Genomic DNA, 26,933 nt, shown 5'->3' with positions numbered 1-26,933 from the left:
CCCCTCCGGCCCGCCGCCCTGGCGGGCCCTTTCCCCTGCCTACTCGCCGACGCGGTTGGCGCCCAGCGCCTGGACCAGGCGCTCCAGCGCCGGCGCTTCACCCTGGATGTCCACCCACAGGCCGGTGATCTCGCGGCGCGGCGGGTAGTGCTTGCGCAGCGCGTCGAAGGCCTCGCGGCGCGCCTCGGCGCTGCCCACCAGGCTACGGCGGAAGGCCGCGTCGTCGCCGCGCGGGTCGTACACCGCGCGGCACAGCAGGCCCAGCGCCCAGTCCAGCGCGCAGTCCTCGCCCAGGCTCAGCTCCATCAGCCATTGCGCCGGCAGCAGGTCGTCCAGCTGCACGCCGGGTTCAATGCCGCGCCAGGCGCAGAAGGCCTCGTAGATCTGCGCCGTGCCGCGCAGCTTGCCGTCCAGGCTGTAGCCGGCGATGTGCGGGGTGGCGATGCGGCACAGCTGGGCCAGCTCGGGGTCGGCCTGGGGCTCGCCTTCCCACACGTCCAGCGCCACATCGAGGTCGGCGCCGCTCTCCAGGCGCTGGCGCAACGCCAGGTTGTCCACCACCGCGCCGCGGCTGGCGTTGAGCAGCCAGGCGCCGGGGCGCAGGTGGGCCAGGCGCTCGGCGTCGATCAGGTGGCGCGTCATGTGCGCGCCCATGCTGGTCAGCGGCGTGTGCAGGCTGATCACGTCGCATTCGTGGACGATCTCTTCCAGGCTGACGAAGTCGCCGCCCTCGGCGGCCTGCCGCGGCGGGTCGCACACCCGCACGTCCCAGCCCAGGCCGCGCAGCACGTCCACCAGGCGCCCACCGACCTGGCCGGCGCCGACCACGCCGTAGCGGCGCTTGCTCAGGTCCGCGCCGTGGGCCTCGGCCAGCGCCAGCAGGCTGCCCAGCACCCAGTCCACCACGCCGCGGGCGTTGCAGCCCGGCGCGCTGGACCAGGCGATGCCGGCCTCGGCGAAGTAGCCCAGGTCCAGGTGGTCGGTGCCGATGGTGCAAGTGCCGACGAAGCGCACCGCGCTGCCCTGCAGCAGCTCGCGGTCGACCTGGGTCACCGAGCGCACCAGCAGCACCTCGGCGTCGCCCAGGGTGGCGCGGTCGATGGCGCGCCCGGGGACGCGGCGGATCTCGCCCTGGGCGCCGAAGAAGGCCTCGGCCAGGGGAATGTTCTCGTCGGCAAGGATGCGCATGGGAAAGCTCCTCTTGGGGAAAGCTCCTACGGATGATTCCCGCCACTTTACCAGCGCCACGGCCGGGGGTCGCGGCCCGCGTGCGCGGCGCTTTCCTGACCCTACCGTCAGGCGATAGACTGGCCGGCTTCCCCACGTAAGCTCAGCCAAGGACAGCCGTGACTGCCATTGCCCAGCCCGTCTCGCGCGGACGGCGCATCGCCACCGAACTCAGGGAGCTGCTCACCCTCGCCGCGCCCATCATGATCGCCCAGCTGGCCACCACCGCCATGGGCTTCGTCGACGCCGTCATGGCCGGCCGCGTCGGCCCCCGCGACCTGGCCGCGGTGGCCCTGGGCAACTCCATCTGGATTCCGGTGTTCCTGCTGATGACCGGCACCCTGCTGGCCACCACCGCCAAGGTCGCCCAGCGCTTCGGCGCCGGCGACCAGCCCGGTACCGGCCCGCTGGTGCGCCAGGCGCTATGGCTGGCGCTGCTGGTGGGGCCGCTGGCGGCGGCCGCGCTGTGGTTCCTTTCCGAGCCCATCCTGCGGGCGATGAAGGTCGAGGAGGCGCTGATCGCGCCCAGCCGCTTCTACCTGCGCGGCATCGCCTGCGGCCTGCCGGCGGTGGCCCTGTACCACGTGCTGCGCTGCTTCAGCGATGGCCTGGGGCGCACCCGGCCGAGCATGGTGCTGGGCATCTGCGGATTGCTGCTGAACATCCCCCTCAACTACGTGCTGATCTACGGCCACCTGGGCGTCCCGGCCCTGGGCGGCGCCGGCTGCGGCTGGGCCACCGGCACGGTGATGTGGTTCATGCTGCTGGGCATGCTGGTGTGGGTGAAAAGCGCCCGGGTGTACCGGCCCAGCGCCCTGTTCGTGCGCTGGGAACAGCCCGACCGCAAGGTGATCGGCGGCCTGGTCAGCGTCGGCCTGCCCATCGGCATCGCCATCTTCGCCGAGTCGAGCATCTTCTCGGTGATCGCCCTGCTGATCGGCGAGCTGGGCGAGAAGGTCGTGGCCGGGCACCAGATCGCCCTGAACATCAGCGCCCTGGCCTTCATGATCCCCTACGCCCTGGCCATGGCGGTGACCGTGCGCGTCGGCCAGGCCCTGGGCGCCAGCCGCCCGCGCGACGCGCGCTTCTCCGCCGGCACCGGGATGGCCACGGCGCTGGCCTGGGCGGCCATCTCGGCCAGCGCCATGCTGGTGTTCCGCGAACACATCGCCGCGCTCTACACCCGCGACCCCGAGGTGCTGACGCTGGCCGCCGCGCTGCTGGTGTACTCGGCGCTGTTCCAGTTCTCCGACGGTCTGCAGGTCACCGCCGCCGGCGCCCTGCGCGGCTACCAGGACACCCGCGCGGTCATGCTCATCACCCTGTTCGCCTACTGGGGCATCGGCCTGCCGGTGGGCTACAGCCTCGGCCTCGCCGACTGGCTGCAACAGCCCACCGGCCCGCGCGGGCTGTGGGAAGGCCTGATCGTCGGCCTGACCTGCGCGGCGATCCTGCTCGGCATCCGCCTGGCGCGCAGTGCGCGGCGGCATATCAGGTTGCAGCAGATGCGCGGGGCTTGAATCCGAGCCGCCGTGTAAGCCCGTGGCAGAGCGGTTAGACTCCCAGGCCTCCCCTTCCAGGCCAAGGAGCCTTGCCATGAGCGACGCCACCGTCACCGCCAGCCACGCCGGCATTCCCTACCAAGTCAGCCTGTCCGACGGCCTGCACCAGTGGCTGGCCGACGAACCCGCCGAGCTGGGCGGCGGCAACCAGGGCCCGGGGCCCTTCCAGTTGCTGCTGTCGTCCCTGGGCGCCTGCACCGCCATCACCCTGGCCATGTACGCGCGGCGCAAGCAATGGCCGCTGGACGGCATCCAGGTGCAGCTCAGGCTCAGCCAGGAGAAACCCGGCAACAGCCGCATCGCCCGCGACATCGGCCTGAACGGCGCGCTGGACGACGCCCAGCGCCAGCGCCTGCTGGAAATCGCCAACGCCTGCCCGGTGCACAAGCTGCTCAGCGGCGAAATCCATATCGACAGCCAACTGGTGTGACGCCGCGCTGAAGCCCCTCAGGGCTCGTCCGCGCCGCTCGGCAGGCGGCCGCCGGTCATGCTGGGCAGCACATCGTCTCGGCGAATCAGGCCGTGGAACAGCGCGGCCGCCAGGTGCAGCAGGATGGTCGCCATCAGCAGGTAGGCGATCACGCTGTGGGCGCTGCGCAACAGGCTGTGCAGCCACACCGAGGGGTCGACCAGGGCAGGCAGCTCGTGGCCCTCGAACAGCACCACCGGGTAGCCGCCGGCCGACTGCATGGTCCAGCCCACCAGCGGCTGCAGGATCAGCAGCGCGTACAGCAGGTAGTGCGAGGCGTGGGCCAGGCGCTGCTGCCACGCCGGCATTTCCCGCGGCAGCGCCGGCACCCGCCGGCTCAGGCGGATGGCCAGGCGCAGCAGCACCAGCACCAGAAGCGCCGCGCCCAGGGGCTTGTGGATCGCCACCAGGGTGGCATGGGCGGGCGAAGCGCTGGCGACCATGGCCAGGCCGATCAGCAGCATGGCGATCACCAGCGGCGCCATCAGCCAGTGCAACACGCGCAGCGGCAAGGGGAAGTAGCGGGGTTCGGCGTTCACGGCTGCGGCTCCTTGGCCGGCATGGCGGCCTGCTCGCGGGTACGGCGGTTGAAGGATTCCGAATAGGCCGCCGAGCGCGCGCTCAGCAGCGGGTCGTCCGAGGCGCGGATGCCGTCGGGAAGGATCAGCGGGTCGTAGTTGACGTCCTGGCAAGGGCCGCCCTGCTCGGGCAGCGCGCGCTCGATGACCAGCTCGCCGGCGTCGATGCTGCGGCGCTGCGCCGGCCAGGCCCGGGTGGCGTCGGCGGTGGAGTCGCCGGGTTCGCCGAGGGTCAGCATCAACCGCCATTTCAGCGGCCCCTGGGCCAGGCGCTGCTGCAGCTCGGCGGCGAGGAAGTCGGCCTCGCCGCGCTGCTCGGCGCTCATCGGCTGGTAAGGCGCTTCCGGCTGCACCGACCAGCGCACCGGGTGCTCGCGGCCCTGCCCGTCCACCAGGAGGAAGGCGTTGAGGCCGTAGTAGGCGCTGTTGGCGTAGCTGGACGAAGACGTGGAACTCTTCACCCAGGCGCGGAAGGCGGCGGTTTCCGGATGCGCCTGGAAGAACGCGGCCAGCTTCGCCGGGTCGGGCTTGCCGCTGCCCGGCTGCGGCTGCGAGGCCTGCTGCAGCGCGTAGAAGCCCTGCACGCTGTTCACCACGAACACCGGCATGGCGTTCATCCCGGTGCGCCATTCCCCGCCGTGCCCGGGCAGGAAGCGCAGGGCCAGGCTGCGGATGGGCGCGGCACCGTCGCTGGCGGCCGGGTTGCCGCCGGGAATCGCCAGGCGCCCCACCACCGGCACGCTGCCCCTGGCGAACACCGCAGCGCGGGAGACTTCGCCGCCGGCGCCGTTGCTGTCGAAATGGCCGACCACGCAAAGGCCCTTGGCATGGTTGCGGCGGTAGGCCGGGTAGACGCCGGCGTTCTGCTCCAGACTGTCCACCAGGCGCGCCGGGGTCAGGCGTTGCGGGCCGATCCAGCCGGCGGCATAGGCGAAGGCTGCGGCCAGGCCGCCTACGGCCAGGGCGATGGTCGCCAGGCGCAGGGGCAGGTTCGGCGGCGCCGAGTCGGGTTGGGTCATGGGTAGGTCCTCATTGGGCCAGGTTCGATGAGCCCGTACGACGCACCAGGCGCCGGGTTATTCCCGGCAGCGGAAATTCGCCCGAAAGCCGACCGGCGGTGGAATAAACTGCGCGGGGATTCGTCCCACCGGCTCGACGAACCACGGAGACGGCCGACGGCCACGGCGCGATGAACGAACTGGATGACCAGCAACTGCGCGAACTGCTGCCGCGCCTGCGGCGCTTCGCGCTGTCCCTGACGCGCGAGGCGGCCAGCGCCGACGACCTGGTCCAGGCCACCCTGGAAAAGGCCCTGTCGGCCTGGGGCGGCAAGCGCGGCGACGGCGACCTGCGCGCCTGGCTGTTCGCCATCCTCTACCGCCTGTTCGTCGACGGCCAGCGCCGCGCCCGCCGCTACGCGCGCATCCTCGCGCTGTTCGGCGGCGCGGAAGAACGCAGCCCCTCCGCCGAGGACATCGTCAGCGCGCGCTCCACCCTGGAGGCCTTCGAACGCCTGCCGGCCGAACAGCGCGCCCTGCTCACCCTGGTCAGCGTCGAGGGGCTGAGCTACCGCGAGGTCGGCGAGGCCCTGCAGATCCCCATCGGCACCGTGATGTCGCGCCTGTCGCGCGCACGCCAGGCCCTGCGCGCGCTCAGCGAAGGCAGCAGCGGCGCCCCTTCCCTACGGGTACTCAAATGAGCGAACTGACGCCTACCGAAAGCGACCTACACGCCTACCTCGACGGCCAGCTGGACGCCGAGCGCCGGCAATGGATCGAGGCCTGGCTGGCCAGCCACCCGCAGGAGGCCCGCCGCGTCGAGCAATGGCGGCAGGACGCCCAGCACCTGCGCGCCGCCCTGGCCAGCCGCGCCCTGCCGCCGGCCGGCCCGGCGCTGGACCCGGCGCGCATCCGCCGCCAGCTGCGCGAACGCCGCCGCGCCCGCCTGGCCACCGCCGCCGCCCTGCTGCTGGCCCTGGGCGTGGGCAGCCTGGGCGGCTGGCAGGCCCGCGAAATGAGCCTGGTCAGGCACGGCAAGCCGATGGAGGACGCGGTGCAGGCCTACCGCCTGTTCGCCGCCAACGGCAGCAGCGCCCCGCTGGACACCCGCGCCGGCGAGAACGTGCGCAACTGGCTCGGCCGCTACCTGGAGAACGCCAACCTGCCCGCCGACCTCGACCGCCTGGGCCTGCGCAGCGTCGGCGCGCGCCTGCTGGCCACCGAGCAGGGCGCGGCGGCGCTGGTGATCTACGAGGATGCCCAGGGCCATCGCCTGAGCTTCTTCATCCGCCCGCCGGGCCCCGGCCACCTGCTGCTGCCCCACGGCCAGCGGCAGGACGGCGAGCTGCTGACGCGCTACTGGAGCCAGGGCGACTACAACTATGCACTGGTGAGCCGCAGCGATAATCCACAGGGGGACCAGGTGGGGCAGTTGCTGGGGTTCTGAGCCAGGCGCCGAATCGCGGACAGCGTCCTCCTACTCCCGCCGGCGAACGGTTATTGGCCCTACGAAGCTGGAAGCAAGAGCGGTAGGGGCAACTTGTCTCGCCGGCTGCGCCAAGGCGCTTTTCGTAGGATGGGTTGAGCTTGCGAAACCCATGCGGTTGCGCTGATGGGTATCGCTTCCCTCAACGCCATCCTACGAAAAGCAGTGCCTCCTGGAACTGTAGGACTCCGTCCGCGATTGCCCCCCGGCCGCCCCCCGAAAACTATTTTTACGCGATCCCGAAGCCTCGTTCGTTTCGTCAGATGCCAATGCAACTGATTCGCATTTTAAATGCGGCGAAACTTCAGAAGAGAGCCTTCGATGACCACCCACGCCCGACGCTCCCCCCTGCAACGCCTGTGTGCACCCGCCAACCTGTCGCTGCTGGCGCTGTCCGTCGCCCTGGCCGCCGTGCCCGCCGCCGGCGTCCAGGCCGCCGAGCCCAGCAACCAGGCCCAGGCCGGCTACCGCTTCGCCATCGAGCGCCAGCCCCTGGCCGGCGCGCTGAACGCCTTCAGTTCGGTCACCGGCTGGCAGGTGGCCCTGCCGGCGGAACTGGCCAGCGGCGTCACCTCCCCCGGCGTCAGCGGCCGCCTGGGCGCCGAGCAGGCGCTCAAGCGCCTGCTGGCCGGCAGCGGCCTGGACTATCGCCAGGTCTCCGAGCGCAACGTCGTGCTGTTCCGCGCCCCGGGCGCCCGCGCCATCGAGCTGCAACCGCAGACCGTCACCGCCACCCGCCAGGCGCAGAACGTCAACGAGGTGCCGAACACCGTCAGCGTGCGCAGCCGCACCGACCTGGACCGCAACAACGTCAACAGCATCAAGGACCTGGTGCGCGACGAACCCGGCGTCAGCGTCGGCGGCACCGGCCAGCGCTCGGGCATCACCGGCTACAACATCCGCGGCATCGACGGCGACCGCGTGCTGACGCAAATCGACGGCGTCGAGATTCCCGGCTCCTTCTTCAACGGCCCCTACGCCCAGACCGAGCGCAACTACGTCGACCCGGAGATCGTCAAGCGCGTGGAAATCCTCCGCGGCCCGGCCTCGGCGCTGTACGGCAGCAACGCCATCGGCGGCGCGGTGAGCTACTTCACCCTCGACCCGAGCGACATCATCAAGGACGGCAAGGACGTCGGCGCGCGCCTGAAGGCCGGCTACAGCTCGGCCGACGACAGCTGGCTGACCTCCGCCACCGTCGCCGGCCGCCACGACGACTTCGACGCCCTGCTCCACGTCAGCCAGCGCAACGGCCACGAGACCGAGTCCTACGGCAGCCACGGCGGCACCGGCCTCTCCCGCACCGAGGCCAACCCCGAGGACGTGCGCACCACCAACGTGCTGGCCAAGCTGGGCTGGAACTACGCCGAAGGCTCGCGCTTCGGCCTGACCTACGAGCACTATAAGGACGACGTCGATTCCGACCAGAAGAGCGCCTACGGCGGCCCCTACTCCAACGGCGCGCCGGCCCTGCCGCCGAGCATCCTGCCCGGCGGCATGTACCAGTGGCGCAAGGCCAGCGACACCATCACCCGCGAACGCTTCGGCCTGGACCACCAGTTCCTCGTCGACAGCGCCCTGGCCGACCACGCCAAGTGGACCTTCAACTACCAGGTGGCGAAGACCGACCAGGGCACCGAAGAGTTCTACTACCCCATGACCCGCCAGGTCCTGCGCACCCGCGACACCCTCTACAAGGAACGCCAGTGGGTGTTCGACCTGCAGCTGGACAAGAGCTTCGAGCTGGGCGAGACCGACCACCTGCTGACCTACGGCACCAACCTCAAGCGGCAGAAGGTCACCGGCTACCGCGAAGGCAGCGGCACCTGCCTGGCCGTGGGCCGCGGCTGCACCGCCGTGGGCGCCAGCAGCGCCAGCGACGCCCTGGCGCGCAGCAGCGACTTCCCGGACCCGACCATCGACACCTACGGCCTGTTCGCCCAGGACGAGATCCGCTGGAACGCCTGGACCTTCCTGCCCGGCCTGCGCTACGACTACACCCGGCTGAAGCCGCACATCACCGAGGAATTCCTCAACACCGCCGACCAGAGCGGCGACGGCGAGGTCAGCAGCGAGGACAAGACCTGGCACCAGCTCTCGCCCAAGCTCGGCGTGACCTACGCCTTCGACGACAACTACCTGTGGTACGGCCAGTACGCCCAGGGCTTCCGCACCCCGACCGCCAAGGCGCTGTACGGCCGCTTCGACAACCCCACCAGCGGCTACCGCGTGGAGCCCAACCCGGACCTCGACCCGGAACGCAGCCAGAGCTACGAGACCGGCCTGCGCGGCACCTTCGACATCGGCTCGTTCGACGTCTCGGTGTTCTACAACAAGTACCGCGACTTCATTAACGAAGACGCCATCACCGCCGGCTACAACGAGGTCACCTTCCAGAGCAACAACATCAAGCACGCCATCATCAAGGGCGTGGAACTCAAGGGCCGCCTGGAACTGGCCCCGTTCGGCGCGCCGCAGGGCCTCTACAGCAAGGGCTCGGTGGCCTACGCCTACGGCCGCAACAAGGACACCGGCGAGCCGCTCAACAGCGTCAACCCGCTGACCGGCGTGTTCGGCCTGGGCTACGACGCGCCCAGCCAGGTCTACGGCGGCCTGCTGAACTGGACCCTGGTCAAGCGCAAGGACCGTGTCGACGACACCACCTTCAACGCCCCGGACGGCACCAGCAGCCAGTTCAAGACCCCCGGCTTCGGCATCCTCGACCTGACCGCCTACTACAAGCTGACCGACGACCTGACGCTGAACGCCGGCGTGTACAACCTCACCGACAAGAAGTACTGGCTGTGGGACGACGTGCGCGGCTACGACAGCGTCGGCGAAGCCTCGGTGCTGGCTCCGGCCAACCTCGACCGCCTGACCCAGCCGGGGCGCAACTTCTCGGTCAACCTGGTGTGGGATATCTGAGGTAAGCGCTCTTCGTAGGATGGGCCGAGCCTGCGATACCCATGCGGTCGTGGCGATGGGTATCGCTTCGCTCAACACCATCCTACGGAGTGTTGCGGGTACCGACGGTGTAGGAGCGGACCTTGTCCGCGATAACCGGAACCACCGGCGCGATTCGCGGATAAGATCCGCTACGCCATGCGCACCTCCAGATTCACCTGTAGGAGCGCGCCCTGCGCGCGAAATCGCGGGCAGGGCCCGCTCCTACAGGGGAACCTCTCATCCGTTCTTTACGTTTTTCCCGCTCTCGTTCGTCTCGTCTTCTGTGAATCCATCGCTCAAGGAACCTGCTGCATGACCACCCTGGAAGCCCCCGCCCTGCGTTCCCAGCGCCTGAACCTGGCGACCCACGCCCCGCACCAGCGCCTGGACGCCGCGGTGAAGGCCCATGATCCCTTCGCCAGCCGCGAGAACTTCACCCCCTTCGTCGTCGCCCAGTACCTGTTCCAGTCGGAACTGCAGGCGCTGTACCAGGACGCCGAGCTGGGCGCGATCTTCCCCGACCTGCCCGAACGCTGCCGCGCCCAACAGGCGAAGGCCGACCTCGCCGACCTTGGCGCCCAGGTCCCGGCGCCGGTGGCCGGCGCCCTGGCCAACCCATCCCGCGCGCAGGCCCTGGGCTGGCTGTTCGTCTCCGAGGGCTCCAAGCTCGGCGCCGCCTTCCTGATCAAGCGCGTGGCCGCCCTGGGCCTGGACGAGAACTTCGGCGCCCGCCACCTGGGCGAGCCCGCCGGCGGCCGCGCCGAAGGCTGGAAGCGCTTCACCCGCACCCTCGACGGCCTGGCGCTGAGCGCCGAGGAAGAACGCGCGGCCGAAGCCGGCGCCCTGGCCGCCTTCGAGCGTTTCGGCACCCTGCTGCAACACGCCTACGAGCATGCCGCCGCCCACGCCTGACGCGATGATTGACGCGCATCCCGGCAGCCGCCAGGATGCGCCCTTCACCCCCGTCGCTGCCGTCCCGATGTCCCAGCCCGCCCGTTCGCGCACCGTCCGCCTGCTCTATGCCCTGCTCGCCTACACCAGCCTGGGCGTGGGCATGGTCGGCCTGGTGGTGCCCGGCCTGCCGGCCACCGAGTTCGTCCTGCTGGCGGCCTGGGCCGCGGCCAAGAGCTCGCCCAGGCTCAGCGCCTGGCTGGAGAACCACCGGCTGTTCGGTCCCATCCTCGCCAACTGGCGCAACGGCCGCGCCATCGCCCGCCGGGCCAAGGTCGCCGCCAGCCTGGCGATGCTCGCGGCGCTGGCGATCATGCTGCTCACCCTGCCCCATGGTTACTGGCTGTATGCGGTGGTGCTGGGCATGGCGGTCGGCAACCTGTGGATCTGGTCGCGGCCGGATGAGCGGCCGGCGACGGGGTCAGAGCGGAATTCGTAGGGCAGGCAGGCTCTTGTAGGAGCGAGCTTGCTCGCGAACCGTGCTCGCCGAGGGCCATGGTGTTGCCGGTTGCTCCGCTCCCTCTCCCCAACCCTCTCCCTGAAGGGAGAGGGGGCTAGTCCGTGCCGAGATAAGGCATGGTTTCAGCTGGAAACCGCCGTGTTTGCCGGCTGACTCGGGAAAACCAGATCGCACCGAACGGTCCCCTCTCCCTTCAGGGAGAGGGTTAGGGAGAGGGCGTTCTTAATCCTGGCACCAGCGCAGCCGGGATACTCCATCCGCAAGTCCCCCAAGCCCCCTACAAAAAGCAAATTCCCCCCAACGGAGGTATGCTGAAAACCTCTCCCCAACCACCCGAGCCACCACCATGTCCACCCCCGCCAAACCCACCAGCAAGGTCGACCAGCTCCTGGCCGAGGCCCAGCAGCGCCGCGAAAGCAGCTACCGGGAAAAGGCCCTGAAGATGTACCCCTGGATCTGCGGGCGCTGCGGCCGCGAGTTCTCCGGCAAGCGCCTGAGCGAGCTGACCGTGCACCACCGCGACCACAACCACGACAACAACCCCGAGGACGGCTCCAACTGGGAGCTGCTGTGCCTCTACTGCCACGACAACGAGCACCAGCGCCAGGTCGACGCCCACTACCAGGGCAACGACGCCGGCGCCAGCGGGCCGAAGGTCACGCACAAGGCCCTGGCCGGGCTGGCCGCGTTGCTCAACAAGGATTCCTGAGCGCGCCTGTTGCCTTGCGCGGCGTTTCCTGCGAAAACGGCGCCCCGAAACGGCCCGGCCGGGCCGCCACCTGCGACAGAGGCACAGACATGAGCGACGAACTGCGTATCGAGGACATCCGCCCCGGCGACGGCAAGGCGGTGGTCAAGGGCGCGCTGATCACCACCCACTACCGGGGCACCCTGGAAGACGGCACCGTCTTCGATTCCTCCTACGACAAGGGCCGCCCCTTCCAGTGCGTGATCGGCACCGGACGCGTCATCAAAGGCTGGGATGTCGGCCTCATGAACATGCGCGTCGGCGGCAAGCGCAAGCTCTTCGTGCCGGCGCACCTGGCCTATGGCGAGCGGCAGATCGGCGCGCACATCAAGCCGAACTCCAACCTCATCTTCGAAATCGAGCTGCTGGAAGTGCTGACCCGCGACGACTGAACACGCCTCGCCTCAGGCCGTGGATTGCACCGACATGAGCCTGGCGCGCTGGCGCAGCAGGTTGGCGTCCACCGCGTCCAGGGCATCGATGAAGGCCACGGCGAAGGAGCCCGGCCCGCGGCTGGCCGCCTCGGCGATTTCCGCGGCCACGGCGAAATGCACGTGGGCCGCCGCCAGGGCGGTGAAGGCGTCCACCGCCACCGCCGTGTAGGCCGCCACCAGCGCGCCCAGGGCGCAGCCGGAGGCGGTCACCCGCGGCAGCAACGCGCTGCCGCCGCCGATGCGCAGCAGGCGCGGCACGGCGCTTTCGCGGCTATCGCCGACCCAGCCCAGCAGGTGGTCCACCGCGCCCGAGGCCGATACCGCCTGGCAGTTGCGCAGCAATTCCACCGCCGCCGGCACCGCGCGGGCCGGGTCGTCGGAGCTGTCGAAGCCCGGCGCGCCCTGCCCCAGCCCGGCCAGGCCGATGATTTCCGACGCATTACCGCGCACCACTGCCGGGCGCTGCTGCAGCAGCTCGGCGGCCACTCCGCCGCGCCAGGGCAGGCCGCCGGCGCCGATGGGGTCCAGCACCCAGGGCGTGCCATGGACCACCGCCGAACGCACCGCCTGGCGCATGCCCTCCACCTGGGCGCTGGTCGGGGTGCCCAGGTTGACCAGCACGGCGCCGGCCACGCGGGCGAAGCCGGCCGCCTCCTCAGGGTTGTCGACCATCGCCGGCGAGGCCCCGGCGGCCAGCAGCACGTTGGCCATGAAGTTGGCCGACACCACGTTGCTCAGGCACTGCACCAGCGGCCGCGCGGCGCGCAGTTCGGCATGGGCGGCGATGATCGAATCCAGGCTGGGCATGAACCTGGCGGGCGCGGCGGTGGACATGGGGCGGCTCCGGGAGGGCGGCGGAAAGTGCGCCTAATCTACCCGTTCCGCGCCGCGCCCTCTATGGCTGCGCGGTCCAGGGCGTGGCCACGCCCGCCTCCACCTGCAGCGACAGGTAGTGCACGCCGGCCAGCACGCCGCTCTGGCTGTTGCCCATCAGCGCCAGCCACTGCTGGTCGAAGGCGTCGTTGAGGTCCTTGCGCAGCTGCGCCTCCAGTTGCGGGCGCTCGCGGTCGCGGGACAGCGCGGTGAAGCCGGCGCTGCCCAGCGACAGCACCGTACCCGCCGCCTTGCCCACCGCCGCGGCGATGGCGCCGACGGCGCCGCTGACGGTCACCTCGCCCAACAGTTTCTCGCTGGTGCGCCGGGCCACGGCGGACACGCCCTGGTCCGGCTCGTCCACGTCCACGCCGGTGCGCGTCGAGGCATCGTGCACCCGGGCGATCAACGCCTGGTAGGCCGGCAACTGCTCCAGGCGCTTCGCCTGCAACAGCTGGTACAGCGAGGCATCCCGTGTGGCGGGTGGGCCCAGGGCGATGGCGGGGATGGCCTGCAAACGCTGGTCCAGCTGCGCGCGCGGCACGCCCAGGCGTTCGGGGATGGCGTCCAGCTGCCCGGCGAGGGCCTGCACGTAGAAACGGGTGGCGGCCTCCATCACCGCGGCGGGGTCGACCTGCCGCGCCACCGGTTCGAGCACGCGGCGCTGGTACTGGCCCTGCAGGTAGACGGACAGGCGGCTGACCGCCGGGCTCTTCTGGCTGTCGCCAAGCTTGTACCAGGCCACCCGCAGGCCCAGCCACTGCTGCGTCCAGTAGCCGGAGAACCAGGGGATGAAGTCGCTGTCGGTGCGCTGGTAGACCAGGTCCATCCAGTTTTCCATGGCGCCGCGGGCGTAGTCCTCGGCCTTGTCGGCGGCGGCCATGGAAGCGGAGGCGATGTCGCGGTCCACCTGTGCCCAGGTGGCCGCCGTCACCGGCGCCAGCGGCTCGGCGGCCTTGTGCCCGGCGCAGGCCGCAAGCGCCAGCAACGCCGCCAGCAACAGGCAGCGCAGCGGTCGCCAGGCTGTCGCTCGGCTGGCCATCGACTATCCCTCCGCCACGGGCGCCGCCGGCGCGGGAAAGTCGCCGGCGCCCTACTCCACCTTATCCGCAGCGCCGCCGGCGGGGCTGGCGGCCGGACGCACGGCAGGCGTCAGTCGAAGGCCACCGCGGCGCTGGGCAGCACGTCCAGGCGCGGGGCGAAGCTGCTCATGCGGCTGAACACTTCGTTGTGGTGGGCGATGATCTGCTCGGCGCGCAGCACGCGGTTGTCCAGGGTGCTGTGGGCGTCGCCGGCCAGCACCACGTCGTAGCCCTCGGCCAGGGCGCGGCGCACCGTGGTGTCGACGCAGAAGTCGGTCTGCATGCCGCAGATCACCAGGCCGGTCACGCCCAGCTTGCGCAGCAGGGCATCCAGCTCGGTGCCGTGGAAGGAGTCGGGTGTGGTCTTGCGCACCCGCGGCTCGCCATCGGCCACCTGCAGCGCCGGAGCCAGTTGCCAGCCCTCGCTGCCATGGCGGAAGTCGCCCTCGGGCTCCTCGTGCTGGACGAAGATGACCGGCAGGCCGAGGTCGCGGGCGCGCCGGCCCAGGCCGTTGATGCGCTCGACCACGCCTTGGTGGTCGAAGCAGGCGTCGGCGCCGCCGCACAGGGCGTGCTGGACGTCGATGACGAGCAGGGCGACGGACATGGTGGAACTCCCCGGTAGCGATGGAAAAGGACCAACGATAGCCGGCGGCGGCGGGGCCGGCCAGCTCCGCGTCAGGACGGCAGTTGCTCGCGCATGGCCCCGGCCAGTTCGGCGGCGCCCTCCTCGTCCAGGCGCCCGGCCGCGCCGCGAACGTCGTCGGCCACCTTGTTCTGGCTGAGCTTGGACTTGCCGACCAGCTCGTGGATCTGCACCTCAATGCCGACCACCTTGGCCAGCATCCCGGCGATGAATTCCGGGGTGGAGTCGGCCATGCGCCAGGGCCGCGCCTCGCCGGCCTCGTGGGTGCGCGTGAGGCGGCCCACCAGGCCGCGGACGAAGCGCTCGTCGTCGACCACCCGCAGGGTGCCGCGCACGTGCACCACCTGGTAGTTCCAGGTGGGCACCTGCTCGTGGCTCAGGTGCTTGCTGGGGTACCAGTTGGGCGAGATGTAGTGCTCCGCGCCGCGGAACACCACCAGCACCTCGCTGCCATCGGCGTGCTGCCACAAGGGGTTGGCCCGGGCCACGTGGGCGCGCAGGCAACCCTCTTCGGGGAGCAGTTCGAAGGGAATGTGGTCGGCGTCCAGCCCCCCGCCGCTGTCGTGCACCAGCATGCCCAGCGGGTGGGCCTGGATCAGGCGGTGCAGCGCGTCGACACGGGTCTCGCGGAAATGCTCGGGCAGGTACATGCCGTTCTCCGGGTACTGGGAAGGCCCCCATGATGCGCGGGGATTGGTCCACTACAAAGAGCCATTTCCCCTTCGCCACAGGGAGCCATTCCCCGGCGGCCCGTCATTCGCGGGTGATGCCCGTGATGGTGATGCCATACAGGCGCAGCAACGCATCGGTCGCGTCGCCCTCGGGAGTCTCGTGGGCGGCGCCGTACTCGCCCTTCTCCAGGTTGCGGCGCGCCCACTCCAGCAGGTAGCGCTCCGCCTCCTGCATGCTCGGCTTGTGCGCGGACGGCATGGACAGGACGCTCGTGTTGTTGTCCTTGTGGTAACTGATCTTCCAGCGTGCCATGGGCCTCTCCCTCTCGAAGCATGGGTATCAGGGTAAGAAGCCCATGCGCCGCCAGGGTTCAAACCGATCGATCGCCTGCCGCCCGGCAGGCCCCGAGCAACCGCTGGCGAAACTTCTTCGAACCATTCGGCCACGTGGCCTTCCCACTACATGTGCGGGCCGATGACGGTTCGCCCATTCAGTGGAAACCAACCCTGAGGAGTTCATCATGACTTCGAAGAGCAGCAACCCCGGCAACTTCGCCAACGACCGCGAGAAAGCCTCGGAAGCCGGCAAGAAAGGCGGCTCCCGCAGTGGCGGCAACTTCGCCAATGACCGTGAAAGAGCCGCGGAGGCCGGCCGCAAGGGTGGCCAGCACAGCCACGGCGGCGGCAGGAGCTAGGCCGTAGCCCTGAGCGGGCCCGGCGGAGCTCCAGGTTCCGCCGGGCTTCTTCATGAAGCGCCTAGCCGTGGTGGTCCCGCTCGCCGTCCAGCGGCAGCGCCACGCCCGCTCCCCCGCCGCCACCGAGGCCGCCGCCCAGGCCGCCCTTGCCTGGCCTCCCGAGGCGCTGAAGGTTGGCGCGCCCGGGGGAAACAGGCTAGCCGTTGGGCAGTGTAGCCCCGTGCCCCGTCAGAGCGTCGGGTCCCAGCGTTGCGACCAGTCCGGGTCCTCGCGCACCAGCTCGCGCAGCAGCGTGAAGGCCTGCTGCAACTGCGCCGAGTCGCGCTCGCGGGAATACACCAGGTAGGTCGGGTAGCTGAACTCCGGGGCCCGCGGCACGCGGCGCAGTACGCCCTTGTCGAGGTAGCTCTGCACCACCCGCGTGCGGAAGTAGCCCGAGCCGCCGTTCTCCAGGATGTACTGCAGCGCCAGCGGCCCGAGGTTGAAGGCCACCGGCGCGCGGGCCTTGTCCGGCAAAGCGCTGTCGTGCTGCTGGCGGAAGCCCTCGCCCCAGTCGATGTACACGTAGGGCTCGGGGTTCTTGGCGCGCACCAGGATGAGCTTCTCTTCCAGCAACTGCTCCACCTGCATGCCCGGCCAGTAGTGCGGCTGGTACACCAGCGCGGCGTCCAGCACGCCCAGCTCCAACTGGCGCAGCAGGACCTCGCCGCTGCCGATCTCGGCGCGCACCGCGTAGCTGTCGATGGTCTGCCGGATGCGGCTGACCCAGCGCAGCATCAGCGGGTTGCACAGGCTCACCTCGCCGCCGATGTGCAGCACGTTGTCCACGCCCTCGGGCAGCGGCAGGTCGCGCTGCGCGGCTTCCCAGGTCTGCAGCATCTGGTTGGCGTAGATGATGAAAGCCTCGCCGTCGGCGGTCAGGCGCGCGCCGGCGCGGTTGCGCACGAACAGCTTGCAGTTGAGGTGGCTTTCCAGCTTCTGGATGCGCGCGGTGATGGCCGTCTGGGTGACGTGCATGCGCTCGGCGGCGGCGACGAAGCTGCCGTGGCGGGCGATTTCCAGGAAGGTGCGGGTGAGGTCGATGTCCATGCTGTGGGGCGGGGCTGGGGGCGGGTGGCGGCATTCTAAACCAGGGTGGGGGGACTGCTGGGGGAATGACGGTGGTTTTTTCCGGTGGGGAATGGTATTGGGTGAAGGTCCGCAACCCTCTCCCCCCGCCCTCTCCCTGAAGGGAGAGGGGGCTTGTCTGTGCCTGCTGGAAGAATTGGTTTACGCCGGCGCATATCGGCTGACACGGAAACACCAGCGCACACCGAACGGTCCCCTCTCCCTTCAGGGAGAGGGTTAGGGAGAGGGTGCTCTGCCTTGGCACCGAAGCCCCGGGGAGCCCCTTCAGCTCACCCGCCGATACCCACCCAACACCCCGCGCCGCGACAACACCCACTGCCACAGCTGGATATCCCTCGCCCGGAAGGCCCCCGCGCAGGACAGCAGGTAGTAGCGCCACATGCGGTAGAAGCGCTCGCCCAGCTCCTCGGCGAAGCGCGGCCAGCTGGCCTCGAAGTTGCGCGCCCAAGCCATCAGCGTGCGGTCGTAGTCGGCGCCGAAATTGTGCAGGTCTTCCACCACCAGCAGGCCGTCGGCGGCGTCGCCGATCTGGCCGATGGAGGGCAGGTCGCCGTTGGGGAAGATGTATTTGTCGATCCAGCGGTCCGGCACGCTGCGGCGCTGGTTCTTGCCGATGGTGTGCAACAGGAACAGGCCGTCGTCGTCCAGGCAGCGCGAGGCGACCTCCATGAAGGTGCGGTGGTTCTTGCGCCCGACGTGCTCGAACATGCCGATGCTGACGATGCGTTCGAAGCGCTCGTCGAGGTCGCGGTAGTCCAGCAGGCGGAACTCCAGCGGTAGCCCGGCGTAGCGCTTGCGCGCCCATTCGCACTGCTCGCGGGAGATGGTCACGCCCACGCATTCCACGCCGTAGCGCTCGGCGGCGAAGGCCATGAAGCTGCCCCAGCCGCAGCCGATGTCCAGCACGCGCATGCCCGGGCGCAGGTCGAGCTTGCGGCACACCAGGTCGAGCTTGGCCTCCTGGGCCTGGGCCAGGTCCTCGGCGTCCTTCCAGTAGCCGCAGGTGTAGGTCATGCGCGGGTCGAGCATGGCGGCGTAGAAGTCGTTGCCCAGGTCGTAGTGGCGCTCGCCCACCGCCCAGGCGCGGTTCGCCGTCTGCAGGTTGCACAGGCGCGCCTGCAGGGCGTGGAAGATCAGCGAGGCCGGGCTGACCTGGTCGACCACCCCGCTGCGCAGCAGGCGGGCGAAGAACTCGTCGAGTTGGTCACAGTCCCAGTCGCCGTCCATGTAGGCCTCGCCGAGGCCGAGGTTGCCCTGGGCCAGGGCGCGTTGCGGCACGCCGGGGTGGTTCAGGCGCATGTCCCAGGGCTGGTGGCCGTCCAGGCCCAGGCCGGCCTGCTCGAGTAGCGAGCGGGCGAAACGCTGGGCGCGGCTGTCGGCAGCCGCCGGGGTCGGGCGGGAGGTGGAGAGCTCGGAAGGCATGGTGTTTCCCTTGTGTTTTCTAGATATCCGTTGGCGCTCAGGCGTCGTCGCGGTGCAGGCGCAGGACCGCGCGCAGTTCCTCGCGCAGCCAGGCCTGGCGGATGCGCGGCAGGCGCTGGGCGAGGCGCCGCGCCACCCAGCGCTGGCCGCGGGCGACGAAGCGCAGGCGCTCGGCCATCTCCTCGATGGCCATGGCCTTGGCATGGAAGGCGCCGAGTTCGCGTCCGGGCTCGGCGCCCAGGCGCTGCAGGCTGCGGCGCAGGCGGCGGCAGCTTTCCGCCTCGCCCTGGTGCAGCGCGTGCAGGCGCTCCAGAAGTTGTGGATCCTCGGTCTGCCGGGCGCTGTCGAGCATCACCCGGGCGCCGGCGCGCTCGGCGCTCAGCAGTTCCTGCAGCCAGTCGATGAGGTCGGCGTCTTCGTCGCCACCCTGCAGGCGCGCCAGGCAGGCATCGGCCTCCGCCACCAGCTGCGCCAGGCGCTCGGCGGCCGGGCGGATGTCGTGCAGTTGGGCGCAGGACTGGCCGGCGTAGATGGGCATGTCCTCCAGGCGGCCATAGGCGCCGCGCAATGGCGAGTCGGTGGAGAACAGGTAGATGGGGCCGCCGTCCTGCTCGCCGATCACCGGCGTTTCGCGGCGCTCGTGCAGGTTCGCGTAGTCGCCGCGGGTCACGGCGTTGGGCAGCACGCGCACCGGCGCCGGCATCGGCCAGTTGCGGAAGAAGGCCTCGGTCAGCAGCGTCTGCTCCGCCTCGGCCTCGACCAGGCAGCGCTTGTGGTAGTCGTGGGCGTAGGATTCGTCGGTGGCGAGGAAGGCCGAGCCGCAGGCCACGCCCTGGGCGCCCAGGGCCAGCGCCGCGGCGATGGCGGCGCCGCTGGCGATGCCGCCGCAGGCCACCACCGGCACCTCGCCAAGGGCCACCAGCTCCGGCACCAGGGCGAAGGTGGAAACCTGGCCGCGCACGTGCCCGCCGGCTTCCACGCCCTGGGCGATCAGCACGTCCACCCCGGCGCGCAGCGCGGCCTCGGCATCGGCGCGGTGGCCCACCTGGTGCAGCACCAGCATGCCGGCGTCCTTGAAGCGGCGGACCACGTCGGCCTGCACGTCCCAGAACAGCGCCACCGCCGGCACCCGCAGCTCCAGGCAGACGGCCACCTGCGCCTCCAGCAGTTCGGCGGGGGTGGCCGCGGGGATCAGGTTGACGGCGAAGGGTTCGTGGCTGAGCTCGCGGTAGGCCGCCACCTCGCGGCGGATCAGCGCCACCGGCTCGCGCACCATGCCTAGGCAGCCGAAGCCGCCGGCGTTGCTCACCGCCGCGACCAGTTCATGGCGTGCCACGCCGCCCATGCCGGCGCAGAGGATGGGGACCCGGCAACCCAGGAGTTCGACCAGGGGGGTGTTCAGCGCGGGATGAGGCATGGCGGTACTCCTGAAGCCGCAAGGCAGAGCGGCGACAGGACAATGGTAGGCCTTGGGCTTAACTGAATTTAAATGAAATTTAATGGCCGATTAGTTCATTAAAATGAATATGTAAGCCGTATTCGAAAAACCGGATCTACCCCCTGCAAGCCACGCTTTCCTTGCCCATGCCCGCCTGCGGCAAAGGGTCGCGCGGGCGACGGTTGCAGCGTTCATATCAAAATAAGTTTATTCAGCCTTCATTATTATTAATTTGTTGCATGCTTTGACGTTCCGCAGACTGTATCGGCTCCCTGCAAAGGTTCTGGCCCCCCACTCCGACCAGGGTCTTGCACCCGCTGCCACGTTCCCCGTGCAGTGGGGGGAGCAGCCAGTCACCGCGCATTTCGACGGAACCCAAGATGGCCAGCGTGCAAGCCCTCGACAAGAACGACACCTATAACTACGAGATCGTCCGCCGTTTCACCCTCACCACCCTGTTCTGGGGCGTGCTGGGCATGAGCATGGGCGTGGTGATCGCCGCCCAGCTGGTGTGGCCGGAACTCAACCTCGGCCTGCCGTGGACCAGCTTCGGGCGCATCCGCCCGATCCACACCAACCTGGTGATCTTCGCCTTCGGCGGCAGCGCGCTGTTCGCCACCTCCTTCTACGTAGTGCAGCGCACCTGCCGGGTGCGCCTGGTCTCCGACAGCCTGGCCAACTTCGTGTTCTGGGGCTGGCAAGCGAGCATCCTGGCGATGCTGGCGAGCTACCCGCTGGGCATCACCACCTCCAAGGAATACGCCGAGATGGAGTGGCCCATCGCGCTCTGGGTCACCGTGGTGTGGGTCGCCTACGCCTACCTGTTCTTCGGCACCATCGCCCGCCGCAAGGTGCAGCACATCTATGTGGGCAACTGGTTCTACGGCGCCTTCATCGTGGTCACCGGCATGGTCCACGTGGTCAACCACCTGGCGCGCCCGGTCAGCCTGCTGAAGTCCTACCCGATCTACTCCGGCGCCACCGACGCCATGATCCAGTGGTGGTACGGCCACAGCGTGGTCGGCTTCATCCTCTCGGTGGGCTTCCTCGGCATGATGTACTACTACGTGCCGCGCCAGGCCGAGCGGCCGGTGTACTCCTACCGCCTGTCCATCGTGCATTTCTGGGCGATCATCACCCTGTACATCTGGGCCGGCCCGCACCACCTGCACTACACCGCGCTGCCGGACTGGGCGCAGTCCCTGGGCATGGTGATGTCGCTGATCCTCCTGGCCCCGAGCTGGGGCGGCATGATCAACGGCATGATGACCCTCTCCGGCGCCTGGCATAAGCTGCGCACCGACCCGATCCTGCGCTTCCTGGTGGTGTCCCTGGCGTTCTACGGCATGTCCACCTTCGAAGGCCCGATGATGGCCATCAAGACGGTGAACTCGCTGTCCCACTACACCGACTGGACCATCGGCCACGTGCATGCCGGCGCCCTGGGCTGGGTGGCGATGATCTCCATCGGCGCGCTGTACCACATGATCCCCAAGCTCTACGGCCGCGAGCGGATGTACAGCGTCGGGCTGATCAATGCGCACTTCTGGCTGGCCACCATCGGCACCGTGCTCTACATCGCCTCGATGTGGGTCAACGGCATCACCCAGGGCCTGATGTGGCGTGCGGTCAACGCCGACGGCACCCTCACCTACTCCTTCGTCGAAGCCCTGCAGGCCAGCCACCCCGGCTACATGGTGCGGCTGTTCGGCGGCGCCCTGTTCGCCAGCGGCATGTTCCTGATGGCCGGCAACACCTGGCTGACCGTGCGCGCCGGCCAGCGCATCGACCGCATGCCCATCGCCAGCGCCGCCTGAGGAAGCCCGCCATGCAACTGCTGCTCGCCCTGACCACGCTGCTGGTCGTGGCCGTCGCCCCCTGCCTGCACCTGCGCCGCGCCAGCCGCCACGATCTGCAACAGGCGGCGCTGCTGCCCTTCGCCGACGACCCCGAGGCCGCCGCGCGGATGAGCGCCGCCACCGGCCAGCGCTGCGAGCGCCTGTTCGACCCGCGCCGCGAGTGCCGCCTGCGGGCCTGATTTACCCGATCCAGGGACGGATCCCTCCCGCGTGCCTGTCTGGCACTTTTCGGGGCCCACCTCGTTATTCCGTGAGGTGGGCCCTTTTTTTCGTGGCGCATGATGCGTTGGCGTTTTCCGGCGATGCGGGGTGGCGTTTCCAGCTCACCTCCGAGGGGGATTCGGCCATGGTCAAACGGCGGATAACCGCGAACGGTTATTCGCCCTACGTGGCTGAGCCCCCCTCCTGAAGGGGGCCAGCCCGTGCCGGGAGAGGATTCGATGCCAGTCGGCAACGCTGGAGCCGCCGGCTGACGCCGTAATGCCCGTTCCTGCCCAACGTCCCCTCTCCCGCTTGCGGGAGAGGGTTAGGGTGAGGGGCTCTTGAAATGGCCCCCTACGCCCCGCCCTCACCTCCCCCTAGGGGCCCGTAGGGGTTTCCCCGATTTTCGCGCCACCGCGCCGGCCCTATCGTTCGCAGCCATATCTCCTACTGCGTGAGCGCCGCCGTGTTCGCCTATTCGATCTTCTGGACAGGAATCGCCCTGGGCCTCGCCGGCCTGGGTTTCACCCAGCCGTGGCTGGCCGCAGCCGGGCTGGCCATGGCCGGCGCCGCGGGCATCGTCCTGCGCCCCCGCGCACAACTGCCGGCCGAGCTTCCCGCGCCGGCCGCCGAGGCCCCTGCCGCCGTCGATTGCCAGCCCCTGCTGCACGCCGTGCTGCCGGCCTGGCAGCAGAACCTGGAGCAGGTGCGCAAGCTGCTGGCCGGCAACGTCGGCGAGCTGTTCGCGCGCTTCGCCGCCCTGGCCGAGCGCCTGCAGCAGACACTGGCCCGCTCCGAGAGCGTCACCGGCGGCGAAGGCCTGAGCCACGACCTGCGCCAGGCCCAGCAGCGCCTGCACGAAGTCACCGAGGCCTTCCACGCCGCCAGCGTGCGCAAGAACGAGCTGCTGGCCACCATCGGCAACCTCAGCGGCTACGCCAGCGAGCTGCAGGGCATGTCCAAGCACGTGCAGGACATCGCCAGCCAGACCAACCTGCTGGCCCTCAACGCCGCCATCGAGGCCGCCCGCGCCGGGGAGTACGGGCGCGGCTTCTCGGTGGTGGCCGACGAGGTGCGCAAGCTGTCCAGGCTCTCGGCCGAGACCGGCCAGCGCATGGTCGAGAAGGTCGGCGAGATCAACCAGGCCATCCACGCCACCGTCACCGCGGCGCAGGAGCTGTCCAGCCGCGAGGAAGACAACCTCGACTACCTGGACGGCGTCGCCGCCGACATCCTGCGGAACCTCTCGCGCAACCTCGAAGCGCTCAGCGCCAGCGCCGGCGAGTTGCAGCACGACACCCGCGTCACCCAGGCGGACATCCAGGAAATCATCGTCGGCCTGCAGTTCCAGGACCGCAGCGACCAGATCCTCGACCACCTGCAGGGCGACATCGGCCGCCTGCACCAGGCCGTCGCCAGCAGCGATGCCGCCCTCGCCCAGCCGCAACGCTGGCTCGGCGAGATGCGCCGCCAGTTCACCACCGACGAGGAACGCAGCGCCCGCCCGGCGAGCCGCGGCGCCGCCTCGGACGTCACCTTCTTCTGACCGCCCCGGAGCCCAACATGGCCAAGACCATTCTCATCGTCGACGACTCCACGTCCATGCGCCAACTGGTCAAGATGACCCTCGCCGGCGCCGGCCACCAGGTCATCGAGGCCATCGACGGCCGCGACGCCCTGGCCAAGCTCGGCGGCCAGAAGGTGCACCTGGTCATCAGCGACCTGAACATGCCCAACCTCGACGGCATCGGCCTGGTCAAGGCGCTGAAGGCGCGCCCCGAGTACCGCTTCACACCCATCGTCATGCTCACCACCGAAAGCGAACAGGGCAAGAAGGCCGAAGGCCAGGCCGCCGGCGCCCGCGCCTGGATCGTCAAGCCGTTCCAGCCGGCCCAGTTGCTGGCCGCCGTGGACCGGCTGGTGGGCTGAGATGCTGCACCTTTGCGACGAGCCCGGCCGCCCCCTGGCGCTGGCCGGCAGCCTGACCATCTACGAGGTGGGCCAGGCCTGCGCCGCCCTGCGCGAGGCGGTCGCCGGCGCCCGCCTGGAAGTGGCCGGGCAATGGCCGCTGGACCTGTCCCGCCTCGACGAGATCGACACCGCCGGCGTGCAACTGCTGCTGGCGCTGCGCACGCAACTGCAGCGCCACGGCGCCGTACTGGCGCTGCACGCGCCCAGCGAGGCGGTGCGCGAACTGGTCGACCTGTTGCGGCTGCACGCCGCCCTGCCCTATGCCGCCGCAGCGGCCCAGCCCGAGGCCTGATGCCATGCTCGACGGCGAACAATGGAGCGAACTGCTGCGCGGCTTCATCGAAGAAGCCCGCGACCTGGCCCGGCAGGCCGAGGAATGCCTGCTGGAACTGGAGCGTAACCCGGCCGACGGCGAAGCCATCACCCGCCTGTTCCGCGCCATGCACACCCTCAAGGGCTCGGCCGGGCTGTTCTCGCTGCTGCCGCTGGTGAACTTCACCCACCACCTGGAAAACCTACTGATGGCCGTGCGCGACGGTGAGCGCGTACTGACCGCCGAGCTGGTCTCGCTGATGCTGCGCTGCCTGGACGAGATCACCTCGATGGTCGCGCTGATCGACCCGGCCAGCGGCGAGCTGCCGGTAGACGCGGCGCACCAGCGCGAACTGCTAGACGCCCTGGCCGCACTGACCGGCAACGAGCCGGAACCGATCCCCACGCAAGCCATCGACTGCCCGGCCCGCGGACGCCTGGACGCCTGCGCCAGCTGCGAGGCGCAAGGCGCCTGGCACATCTCGCTGCGCTTCGACGGCGAGCTGCTGCGCAACGGCTTCGACCCCGCCACCTTCGTGCGCTACCTCGGCCGCCTGGGCGAAGTGCTCTGCCTGCACCTGATCGACGACGCCGTGCCGGCCCTGGAAGAGCTCGACGCCGAGCGCTGCTACCTGGGCCTGGAGATCGCCCTGTGCACCTCGGCGGAACGCGCCGCCATCGAGGAAGCCTTCGAATTCATCCGCGACTTCTGCAGCCTGCGCATCCTGCCGCCGGGCAGCCAGGTGGACGACTACCTGGCGCTGATGCGCGAGCTGCCGGAAAGCGACGAGCGCATCGGCGCCATCCTGGTCGCCAGCGGCCTGCTCGACGAACGGGACCTGGCTCGCGGCCTGGCATTGCAGGCGCAGCACAGCGACGCGCTCAAGCCCGCCCTGGGCAGCGTGCTGGTGGACCAGGGGCTGGTGCCGGCGCAGGCGGTGAACGCCGCCCTGGCGCAGCAACAGAAGGTCCGCGAACGCGCCCCGGAAAGCAGCCTGATCCGCGTCGCCGCGCACAAGCTCGACGAGCTGATCAACCTGGTGGGCGAGTTGGTGATCAGCGCGGCCGCCGCCCAGCTGCACGCCCGCGCCAGCGGCGACAGCGCCAGCAGCGAAAGCGCGCAGACGGTCAACCGCCACGTGGAGCTGATCCGCGAGGCAGCACTGAAGCTGCGCATGGTCGAGATCGGCGAGACCTTCTCGCGCTTCCACCGCGTGGTGCGCGACGTCAGCCAGCAACTGGACAAGCGCATTCGCCTGGAGATCCACGGCGCCGACACCGAGCTGGACAAGTCGGTGATCGACAAGCTGGCCGACCCGCTCACCCACCTGGTGCGCAACGCCATGGACCACGGCATCGAGCCGGCCGGGCAGCGCATCGAAGCGGGCAAGGCGCCCGAGGGCCTGCTGCGCCTGAACGCCTTCCACGAGTCGGGCACGGTGGTCATCGAAGTCAGCGACGACGGGCGCGGCCTGGACACCCGGCGCATCCGCGCCAAGGCCGTCGAGCGGGGCCTGATCGAGGCCGGCGCCACCCTGAGCGAGCAGGAGCTGCAGCGGCTGATCTTCGCCGCCGGCTTCTCCACCGCCGACAGCGTCTCGGACCTGTCCGGCCGCGGCGTGGGCATGGACGTGGTGCGCAGCGCCATCGAAGCGCTGCGCGGCAGCATCGAGATCGACTCGCGCGCAGGCCAGGGCAGCACCTTCCGCATCCGCCTGCCGCTGACCCTGGCGATCATCGACGGCTTCCAGGTGAGCCTGGGCGACGAACAGTTCGTGGTGCCGCTGGGCCTGGTGACCGAATGCATGGAGCTGCCGCCCCACGCCGGCGACGGCGCCTGCGGCTACATCGATCTGCGTGGCCGGCCGCTGCCGTGCATCGACCTGGCCACGCACTTCGGCCTGCCGGGCAGCCGCGGCGGGCGCCGCAACATAGTCGTGGTCAGCCACGGCCGGCAGCAGGCCGGGCTCGTGGTCGACCACCTGCACGGCGAGCTGCAGACGGTGATCAAGCCGCTCGGCCCGCTGTTCCAGCACCTGCAGGGCATCGCCGGCTCGACCATCCTCGGCTCCGGCCAGGTCGCCCTGATCCTCGATATCGCCACGCTTTTCGCCAGCCTCGACGAACAGCCGACGCACCACCCCGTGGACAGCGATCCACAGCAGAGCCACAGGCACCCGCAAGCCGCCGGTGCGCAGGAGACACCCCATGAAATTCATCCGTAACCTCCGGATCGGCATCCGCCTGATCGCCGGCTTCTCCCTGGTGGTGGCCCTGACCACCGCGGTGGGCGCGCTGGGCATCTTCAACCTGAGCAAGGTCAACGACCTCTCCGACCAGATGTACAACCGCGAGATGCTCGCCCTCGACGCCATGCAGGTGGCCAACCTCAACCTGGTGTACATCGGCCGCCACCTGCGCAGCTCGCTGCTGGCCGCCAGCGTCGAGGAACGCGACGCGACCATGGCCCAGGTGCCCCAGGCCATCAAGACCCTGCACGACAACCTGGAGGCGGCCCGCGCCAGCTTCGTCAGCGACGAAGCCAAGGCGCGCCTGGCGCAGCTGGACCAGCAACTGGCGGAGTACGAGAAGACCGCCCTGCACATCCTCGACCTGAACAAGGCCAGCGGCCGCCTCGGCGAAGGCAGCGAGGCCAGCGCCCTGCTGCCGAAGCTGCGCCAGCTGAGCAACGCCGCCGACGACAACATGAGCGCGCTGGTGGAGCAGAAGAAACAGCGCGCCCGCCAGGCCAACGACAGCATCACCGACATCTACC

The 26,933-nt window shown here is 69.9% G+C and carries 26 protein-coding genes and 2 pseudogenes; 17 read left to right on the top strand and 11 right to left on the bottom strand.

The window, feature by feature from the left end; all coding sequences use genetic code 11:
• Positions 1–39: 39 nt before the first annotated feature.
• A complete protein-coding gene (pdxB, locus tag PcP3B5_RS14415; RefSeq protein WP_061561650.1) occupies positions 40–1,188 on the bottom strand; it encodes a 4-phosphoerythronate dehydrogenase PdxB in 1,149 nt (382 codons plus the stop codon).
• Positions 1,189–1,346: 158 nt separating this feature from the next.
• Between pdxB and PcP3B5_RS14410 the strand changes: the two genes are divergently transcribed.
• A complete protein-coding gene (locus PcP3B5_RS14410; RefSeq protein ID WP_061561649.1) occupies positions 1,347–2,747 on the top strand; it encodes an MATE family efflux transporter in 1,401 nt (466 codons plus the stop codon).
• Between the two features lie 76 nt (positions 2,748–2,823).
• Positions 2,824–3,219, top strand: coding sequence for an OsmC family protein (locus PcP3B5_RS14405; RefSeq protein ID WP_043272623.1), 396 nt, complete (start codon positions 2,824–2,826; stop codon positions 3,217–3,219).
• A gap of 17 nt (positions 3,220–3,236) precedes the next feature.
• On the opposite strand, the gene PcP3B5_RS14400 is transcribed toward PcP3B5_RS14405, so the two are convergent.
• Together PcP3B5_RS14400 and PcP3B5_RS14395 are read right to left on the bottom strand one after the other, a co-directional pair.
• Positions 3,237–3,797, bottom strand: coding sequence for a cytochrome b (locus PcP3B5_RS14400; RefSeq protein ID WP_061561648.1), 561 nt, complete (start codon positions 3,795–3,797; stop codon positions 3,237–3,239).
• Positions 3,794–4,855, bottom strand: coding sequence for a catalase family peroxidase (locus tag PcP3B5_RS14395; protein WP_061561647.1), 1,062 nt, complete (start codon positions 4,853–4,855; stop codon positions 3,794–3,796). The genes PcP3B5_RS14400 and PcP3B5_RS14395 overlap by 4 nt, the downstream gene beginning before the upstream one ends.
• Before the next feature lie 170 nt (positions 4,856–5,025).
• On the opposite strand from PcP3B5_RS14395, the gene PcP3B5_RS14390 reads away from it, so the two are divergent.
• The 7 genes from PcP3B5_RS14390 to PcP3B5_RS14360 all read left to right on the top strand — a co-directional run bounded on the left by PcP3B5_RS14390 (position 5,026) and on the right by PcP3B5_RS14360 (position 11,817).
• On the top strand, positions 5,026–5,535 hold the full coding sequence (locus PcP3B5_RS14390) for a sigma-70 family RNA polymerase sigma factor (protein WP_058489505.1): 510 nt from the start codon (positions 5,026–5,028) through the stop codon (positions 5,533–5,535).
• A complete protein-coding gene (locus tag PcP3B5_RS14385; RefSeq protein WP_061561646.1) occupies positions 5,532–6,281 on the top strand; it encodes an anti-sigma factor family protein in 750 nt (249 codons plus the stop codon). Before PcP3B5_RS14390 ends, PcP3B5_RS14385 begins: the two co-directional genes overlap by 4 nt.
• A 360-nt stretch (positions 6,282–6,641) precedes the next feature.
• A complete protein-coding gene (locus PcP3B5_RS14380; RefSeq protein WP_061561645.1) occupies positions 6,642–9,245 on the top strand; it encodes a TonB-dependent receptor in 2,604 nt (867 codons plus the stop codon).
• Between the two features lie 333 nt (positions 9,246–9,578).
• A complete protein-coding gene (locus tag PcP3B5_RS14375) occupies positions 9,579–10,178 on the top strand; it encodes a biliverdin-producing heme oxygenase (RefSeq protein WP_061561644.1) in 600 nt (199 codons plus the stop codon).
• 67 nt (positions 10,179–10,245) lie between these two features.
• Positions 10,246–10,656, top strand: coding sequence for a YbaN family protein (locus PcP3B5_RS14370; protein WP_061561643.1), 411 nt, complete (start codon positions 10,246–10,248; stop codon positions 10,654–10,656).
• Between the two features lie 367 nt (positions 10,657–11,023).
• On the top strand, positions 11,024–11,386 hold the full coding sequence (locus tag PcP3B5_RS14365) for a YajD family HNH nuclease (protein WP_009620259.1): 363 nt from the start codon (positions 11,024–11,026) through the stop codon (positions 11,384–11,386).
• Positions 11,387–11,475: 89 nt separating this feature from the next.
• Positions 11,476–11,817: an FKBP-type peptidyl-prolyl cis-trans isomerase gene (locus tag PcP3B5_RS14360; RefSeq protein ID WP_061561642.1), complete on the top strand. Its 342-nt coding sequence runs from the start codon at positions 11,476–11,478 to the stop codon at positions 11,815–11,817.
• 12 nt (positions 11,818–11,829) lie between these two features.
• On the opposite strand, the gene thiM is transcribed toward PcP3B5_RS14360, so the two are convergent.
• The 5 genes from thiM to PcP3B5_RS14335 form a co-directional block, all read right to left on the bottom strand.
• Entirely contained in the window at positions 11,830–12,693 is an 864-nt protein-coding gene (gene thiM / locus PcP3B5_RS14355) for a hydroxyethylthiazole kinase (RefSeq protein WP_099049055.1), read from the bottom strand.
• Positions 12,694–12,754: 61 nt separating this feature from the next.
• The gene (locus PcP3B5_RS14350) at positions 12,755–13,774 is read right to left on the bottom strand and encodes a hypothetical protein (protein ID WP_061561641.1); all 1,020 of its coding nucleotides are present in this window, start codon (positions 13,772–13,774) and stop codon (positions 12,755–12,757) included.
• A gap of 110 nt (positions 13,775–13,884) precedes the next feature.
• Complete coding sequence (locus tag PcP3B5_RS14345; protein WP_061561640.1) at positions 13,885–14,421, bottom strand: cysteine hydrolase family protein; 537 nt, start codon at positions 14,419–14,421, stop codon at positions 13,885–13,887.
• 71 nt (positions 14,422–14,492) lie between these two features.
• Complete coding sequence (locus tag PcP3B5_RS14340) at positions 14,493–15,110, bottom strand: FMN-binding negative transcriptional regulator (protein ID WP_061561639.1); 618 nt, start codon at positions 15,108–15,110, stop codon at positions 14,493–14,495.
• 103 nt (positions 15,111–15,213) lie between these two features.
• Positions 15,214–15,444 (bottom strand): hypothetical protein, encoded by a 231-nt coding sequence (locus tag PcP3B5_RS14335; RefSeq protein WP_009620247.1) that lies wholly within the window; start codon positions 15,442–15,444, stop codon positions 15,214–15,216.
• Positions 15,445–15,676: 232 nt separating this feature from the next.
• Here PcP3B5_RS14335 and PcP3B5_RS14330 point away from each other — a divergent pair.
• A pseudogene (locus PcP3B5_RS14330) lies at positions 15,677–15,826 on the top strand (con-10 family general stress protein); the annotation flags it as partial.
• A 228-nt stretch (positions 15,827–16,054) separates the two neighbouring features.
• Here PcP3B5_RS14330 and PcP3B5_RS14325 read toward each other — a convergent pair.
• The 3 genes from PcP3B5_RS14325 to PcP3B5_RS14315 all read right to left on the bottom strand — a co-directional run bounded on the left by PcP3B5_RS14325 (position 16,055) and on the right by PcP3B5_RS14315 (position 19,793).
• Positions 16,055–16,915 (bottom strand): LysR family transcriptional regulator, encoded by an 861-nt coding sequence (locus PcP3B5_RS14325; protein WP_061561638.1) that lies wholly within the window; start codon positions 16,913–16,915, stop codon positions 16,055–16,057.
• Positions 16,916–17,218: 303 nt separating this feature from the next.
• Positions 17,219–18,376: a cyclopropane fatty acyl phospholipid synthase gene (gene cfa / locus PcP3B5_RS14320; RefSeq protein ID WP_061561637.1), complete on the bottom strand. Its 1,158-nt coding sequence runs from the start codon at positions 18,374–18,376 to the stop codon at positions 17,219–17,221.
• Between the two features lie 37 nt (positions 18,377–18,413).
• Complete coding sequence (locus PcP3B5_RS14315; protein WP_061561636.1) at positions 18,414–19,793, bottom strand: nitronate monooxygenase; 1,380 nt, start codon at positions 19,791–19,793, stop codon at positions 18,414–18,416.
• Between the two features lie 401 nt (positions 19,794–20,194).
• Between PcP3B5_RS14315 and ccoN the strand changes: the two genes are divergently transcribed.
• The 7 genes and pseudogenes from ccoN to PcP3B5_RS32585 form a co-directional block, all read left to right on the top strand.
• The gene (ccoN, locus tag PcP3B5_RS14310) at positions 20,195–21,631 is read left to right on the top strand and encodes a cytochrome-c oxidase, cbb3-type subunit I (RefSeq protein WP_061561635.1); all 1,437 of its coding nucleotides are present in this window, start codon (positions 20,195–20,197) and stop codon (positions 21,629–21,631) included.
• A gap of 11 nt (positions 21,632–21,642) precedes the next feature.
• A complete protein-coding gene (locus PcP3B5_RS14305; protein ID WP_061561634.1) occupies positions 21,643–21,852 on the top strand; it encodes a hypothetical protein in 210 nt (69 codons plus the stop codon).
• Positions 21,853–22,433: 581 nt separating this feature from the next.
• Positions 22,434–23,420: a methyl-accepting chemotaxis protein gene (locus PcP3B5_RS14300; RefSeq protein WP_412536106.1), complete on the top strand. Its 987-nt coding sequence runs from the start codon at positions 22,434–22,436 to the stop codon at positions 23,418–23,420.
• A gap of 17 nt (positions 23,421–23,437) precedes the next feature.
• Positions 23,438–23,803: a response regulator gene (locus PcP3B5_RS14295; RefSeq protein WP_058072147.1), complete on the top strand. Its 366-nt coding sequence runs from the start codon at positions 23,438–23,440 to the stop codon at positions 23,801–23,803.
• 1 nt (position 23,804) lies between these two features.
• Positions 23,805–24,137 (top strand): STAS domain-containing protein, encoded by a 333-nt coding sequence (locus tag PcP3B5_RS14290; protein WP_009620231.1) that lies wholly within the window; start codon positions 23,805–23,807, stop codon positions 24,135–24,137.
• Between the two features lie 4 nt (positions 24,138–24,141).
• Positions 24,142–26,382, top strand: coding sequence for a chemotaxis protein CheA (locus PcP3B5_RS14285; protein ID WP_061561632.1), 2,241 nt, complete (start codon positions 24,142–24,144; stop codon positions 26,380–26,382).
• A pseudogene (locus tag PcP3B5_RS32585) lies at positions 26,366–26,869 on the top strand (MCP four helix bundle domain-containing protein); the annotation flags it as partial. The gene PcP3B5_RS14285 and the pseudogene PcP3B5_RS32585, both read left to right, overlap by 17 nt.
• Between the last annotated feature and the right edge of the window lie 64 nt (positions 26,870–26,933).

The organism is Pseudomonas citronellolis (assembly GCF_001586155.1).
Classification (GTDB): Bacteria; Pseudomonadota; Gammaproteobacteria; order Pseudomonadales; family Pseudomonadaceae; genus Pseudomonas; species Pseudomonas citronellolis.
This window is presented reverse-complemented; position numbering and strand designations above follow the sequence as displayed.